Annotated in this window: 6 protein-coding genes; 5 read left to right on the plus strand and 1 reads right to left on the minus strand. The window is 59.1% G+C overall.

The window, feature by feature from the left end; all coding sequences use genetic code 11:
* Positions 1 to 533 precede the first annotated feature (533 nt).
* The 4 genes from L2A60_RS19905 to L2A60_RS19920 all read left to right on the plus strand — a co-directional run bounded on the left by L2A60_RS19905 (position 534) and on the right by L2A60_RS19920 (position 2,607).
* A complete protein-coding gene (locus L2A60_RS19905; RefSeq protein WP_235706202.1) occupies positions 534 to 1,259 on the plus strand; it encodes a helix-turn-helix domain-containing protein in 726 nt (241 codons plus the stop codon).
* On the plus strand, positions 1,256 to 1,438 hold the full coding sequence (locus tag L2A60_RS19910) for a hypothetical protein (protein WP_235706203.1): 183 nt from the start codon (positions 1,256 to 1,258) through the stop codon (positions 1,436 to 1,438). The genes L2A60_RS19905 and L2A60_RS19910 overlap by 4 nt, the downstream gene beginning before the upstream one ends.
* A complete protein-coding gene (locus L2A60_RS19915; RefSeq protein ID WP_235706204.1) occupies positions 1,435 to 1,725 on the plus strand; it encodes a type II toxin-antitoxin system RelE/ParE family toxin in 291 nt (96 codons plus the stop codon). Before L2A60_RS19910 ends, L2A60_RS19915 begins: the two co-directional genes overlap by 4 nt.
* 219 nt (positions 1,726 to 1,944) lie before the next feature.
* Complete coding sequence (locus tag L2A60_RS19920) at positions 1,945 to 2,607, plus strand: homing endonuclease associated repeat-containing protein (RefSeq protein ID WP_235706205.1); 663 nt, start codon at positions 1,945 to 1,947, stop codon at positions 2,605 to 2,607.
* Positions 2,608 to 3,532: 925 nt separating this feature from the next.
* On the opposite strand, the gene L2A60_RS19925 is transcribed toward L2A60_RS19920, so the two are convergent.
* Positions 3,533 to 3,991, minus strand: coding sequence for a hypothetical protein (locus L2A60_RS19925; RefSeq protein WP_235706206.1), 459 nt, complete (start codon positions 3,989 to 3,991; stop codon positions 3,533 to 3,535).
* Between the two features lie 126 nt (positions 3,992 to 4,117).
* Between L2A60_RS19925 and L2A60_RS19930 the strand changes: the two genes are divergently transcribed.
* The coding region (locus L2A60_RS19930) for a hypothetical protein (protein WP_235706207.1) at positions 4,118 to 4,373 on the plus strand (256 nt) is incomplete at its 3' end.

Raw genomic sequence — 4,373 nt, forward strand, 5'->3', positions numbered from 1 at the left:
CTGTGCCGATCATGTACCAGATTGGTACCGATCTGGTATCACATTTGTCCCGGAAATGTGCCGGATCATTGGCGCTCCTTTGGCCGAAACGATGGTTTCTGCGCCTGAAACAAACCGATTTCGAGCAAAATGGCAGACAGTCGATGACTGATCCCCGATTGTTAGGGTTTAGCCCCTGCCCCCCCAGCGATCCTTTCCAAGGCTGCTTTACTGTCTCATCACAGCCCTGACCTGGTGGCGCGGGCCGAGCGCAGCGCGGGAGACCCGTAGGGCGCGCAGCGCCCGCGCTAGGCATGGTCAGTGCCGCGGCCCGTCAGGGCCGCCAATCACGGGTAAATCGCATCGCGATTTTCTGCCTTCTTTTCTAATCTTCTTTTAGGTTGGGATACCGCCGGAAGATTAGGTCACATTCCGGACCTATTACACTAGGATTTCTGCGGCTTTCAACCTCGTTTTGGCTGAAAGAATGCTTGACAATAGTTGTCTGGTGAACAACGGTTGTTGTCTACCAGACAACTATCCGGAGTCGCACCATGGTCGTATCCGTCCTCGAACTGCGCCGTCGCGGCTATGATGATGATGATATCGCCCTTGCCCAGGCGACGCAGGATGCCCAGCGCCGCGTGGGTGCGCCCTATCGCACCCTGCCGGAGATCCTCGCCGGCAAACACGCCCGGCCGCGCCCGTCTGCCGGCCCGGAAGATCTGACCGCCCGCCAGCTCGGCCGGCGCGGTCGGCTCGGGCAGGCCGCTCTGCTCGCCGATCAGGCCGCCCTCGCTGAAACGGACCCGGACAGGGCGACGCAGGTGCGCTATCATGCCAGCGGATTGAAAGCCCTGGCCCGCAAGCCAGTTCAATTAGAGTTCGACTTCTTCGGAGGCGGTAACGTGAGCCTAGGTCACCAGTTCATCGACGCTATCCAGGCTCGGCTGCTCCAAACCGAGGCAACCCCAGCCGACCGGATGCAGGCTCTGGCTACCCTGACGATGATCGTCCGTCATCTCGGCTGGCAGTCCTATTCCTGTGACAAGACTGCTGCTGATCTCTGCGATCTGCTTGGCGTCGAGAAAGCAAATATGGCCCGGACGCTTGCCCTACTGGAACAGATTGGGGCGATCACGCGCGCCAAGCGGGGCCGGACCAAGATCATCACGATCAATCCAGAGGGGGCGTTTCGGGGGGATGTGAACCGTCACGCCGAGGCGGTCGATCGCTACCGCGCCGAAATCGTCCAACTCCGCCCGGAACCCGCCACATGAGCCAAGCAGCCCACCAGTTCGATCCCGATACCGAAGCTGAGCGCCGGTTGCTCGAAGCCGCCGTTGCCGAGGCGCGGGCTGATCCGCGCTATGTCACCCATGAAGACATGCGTGCGTGGCTGCTCAAGCTGTCTCAGGGTGAGTTTGATGCCCCGCTCCCGGAATTGCGTACCCCGTGATCGTCCGCTGGCTGGCATCTGCCAGGGGCGATGTCGCTCATATCGCCACGCGGATTGCCGAAGAAAATCCGCGTGCGGCAACCCGGATCGCGCGGGAACTGCTCCTTGCCGGCGACAGCCTTGCCCTGTTCCCGCAGCGCGGCCGCCCCGGCCTTGCGCTCGGCACGCGCGAGCTGGTGACGGTGTGGCCTTACCTGATCGTTTACGAGGTCGATCCCGAAGCGGACATGGTGCGCATCCTCCGCGTCTGGCATGGCGCGCAAGAGCGTTTCGGGGGCATTCCGTGATCGCTGCGCGCCTCTCTGGCCAGTATTCGTCGCCGCCCGGCGCGCCTCTGGCGGGGCCTCTCTACCAGTCGCCGCGCGTCGTTGACTACTGCCCAGGCTCGGCCCTGCCACCGGGACTACCCGGCGACTTTCGGCTTACTGCCATCGAGTTTCCATAATTAGAGATTCTGAGATCTGTTATATGAGTTCGAACTCTGTTCACTTCATCACGAGAATCTGATGGACGCCTCAAAATTCCAAATTGAGCGCGTACAAGGAGCGCCAATTTCCAATGAAGAAATATTATCAGATATTCGACATGTAGCAGAGACGGCCTGCACAACAGTAATTTCTCAAAAATTATATTCTAAATTTGGGAAGTATGATCCAAAAACTATTTCTAGGCGCTTTGGAACTTGGAATAAAGCGATAGAATCCGCAGGATTTCAGTTTGCTAATGAAATCAACATACCGGATGATCGTCTATTTAAGAACATCATGCTTCTCTGGGAACACTATGGGCGTCAACCACGACTAGCGGAATTAGCGCAACCACCCTCCATAGTGTCTCACGGACCTTACAAGCGCCGGTTTCATTCATGGATGGAAGCACTCAAACAATTCTGCACCTATGCAAATACACAAGATTCTCGATTTTATACTCCAATCGAAGAGAAGAGCAGTCGCAAAATAGGCCGTGACCCGTCCCTCAGACTGAGGTTCCGCGTCATGAAGCGAGATAATTTTTCATGTCGTGCTTGCGGAGCTAGCCCTGCATTAAGGCCAGGTCTGTCGCTGCATATCGACCACATTACGCCATGGAGTCATGGCGGCGAAACAATCGAAGAAAATCTTCAAACTCTATGCGAGCCATGTAACTTGGGGAAAAGCAACGTCCTATAGACCCATAGCCAATAAGATTGTCTGCCCTTAACGATCAAACCCTACTTTCTGACCAGGGCAAAATTGCCTACTCAAATACGGTCGATTCCGGTCAGCTAATTCGGCAGCACGTCCCCGGCGAGCCAGCGCACCAGACGGCCCCTGATGCCCGGAAGGCTCCTGGCCTGCCGGATAACGCTCTCAGCCTTCTCCGCCCGCCCTAGCGCCTCCCTAGCCTGTTCCTGAGCCTCCTGGGCAGTTCTGGCGGCTGCCTGAGCTTCCGTGGCCGTCGCCTGGGCCTTCTCACGCTCCGCCGCCTCTGCCGCTCTGGCCGCGTCCCTCTCGGCCTCAATCTCGGCACAGGTCGCATCGAGCTGAGCAGCCAGTATCTGACCATGCTCCTTGGCTTGTAGGAGTGCAGCTTGTGCCTCCGCCTCCGCTGCTCTGGCCCTGCCTGTCTCGATCTGCGCCGCTTCTAGTGCAGCGGCTTGTTCTGGGTCAGGAGGCAAGCTGTTGGCACCTCGTGCCAGTGCCTCCAGCACCTCGCGAGCATAGGCTCGCCGCTCCTTCGGCACCCAGCCTGATACCTGCGCCAGACCGGCTTCGCCTCGTCTTGCCCTTAGCCGCTCCGATCGCTGCCGTCCGGTGCTGCTCCTAGCCGAAAACTCATGAACTTCGTTGCTAGGAACGTCTGTGGCGTCACTGGACACGAAACCTCCAAGCGTTGCTAGCAACAACTTATCGCGGGTTTGGTTATATCGCTAGGCGCTTCTAAACCGGCGTTCGTGCCAGATCGGACGCAGTTGCAGATCGCGAGAAGCTTCTTGGTTAATGACCAGCAATGCCTGCGCAAAGGTCGGGCTAGTTCCGCACTTTCTTGCACTGAGTTGCGCAGCAACTCGTAAGTGCGCACTTGCCTGTTTTGCACTGGTTCGGTTTGCTACCGTCACCCGACGCCTGGGTCGATGATCCGGGCATGCCAGTCGCAGGTCAGTTCCTCGATCCAGTTCTCAGCCAGTTCGCTTGCATTAGTGGTCCAGGTGTCAATGAGCCGGTCATAGACCCACCCGTCCGCCTTCATCGCGTTGCGGACCTGGGCAGAGGGTGTGGTCGGGAAGGTCAGCCGACAGGGTAGGACGATCGCCGGCCGTGGCGTCGATCGCCGCTCTGCGGGCCTCTGGGGCGTCCCTGGCGGGGCGGGCGGCCTCGATCGCCAAAAATGCAGGGGCGATGCCCTGGCGGCCTTCTGGCGCTTCCTGCCGGGCCGCTGCGCCGGGTCGATCTCCCCTGCTCGCTCCTTGAATGGCTCGACCGCCGCGGTGAACGCCGCGCGATCCCCCTCCCTGATCCAGAGGTTCATCTGAACCAGGCCAAGCGCGGCCCGGCGCTCCCGTAGCGAGCTCATGGATTGCTTGCTCATGCCGGCAAGCATACCCCAGATTTTCCGCTAAGGGCACTAGTGTCGAGATTGCACCCCAAGGGGTGCAGAAATGTCGGGCAGCGAGAGAGGGGACAGGGCAGAAGGTGAGCGGTGGATCAGGCCTGGCTGGGCGCTGATTCCGGGCATTCAGGGGTGGCCGGGGCGGCGTCATCCGCTTTCATGCCGGGGTGCTCCATGGGTGCAATGGTCTGTGGATTTTCTGCGTTTCTGATGTTCCGGATGACTGTGCCGATCATGTACCAGATTGGTACCGATCTGGTATCACATTTGTCCCGGAAATGTGCCGGATCATTGGCGCTCCTTTGGCCGAAACGATGGTTTCTGCGCCTGAAACAAACCGATTTCG

The organism is Acidiphilium iwatense (assembly GCF_021556475.1).
In the GTDB taxonomy this organism is placed as follows: Bacteria; Pseudomonadota; Alphaproteobacteria; order Acetobacterales; family Acetobacteraceae; genus Acidiphilium; species Acidiphilium iwatense.

Excerpts from the sequence above, each read along its gene's own strand:
- L2A60_RS19905 (WP_235706202.1), top strand. The coding sequence starts at position 534 with ATGGTCGTATCCGTCCTCGAACTGCGCCGTCGCGGCTATGATGATGAT.
- L2A60_RS19910 (WP_235706203.1), top strand. The coding sequence starts at position 1,256 with ATGAGCCAAGCAGCCCACCAGTTCGATCCCGATACCGAAGCTGAGCGC.
- L2A60_RS19920 (WP_235706205.1), top strand. The coding sequence starts at position 1,945 with ATGGACGCCTCAAAATTCCAAATTGAGCGCGTACAAGGAGCGCCAATT.
- L2A60_RS19925 (WP_235706206.1), bottom strand. The coding sequence starts at position 3,991 with ATGAGCTCGCTACGGGAGCGCCGGGCCGCGCTTGGCCTGGTTCAGATG.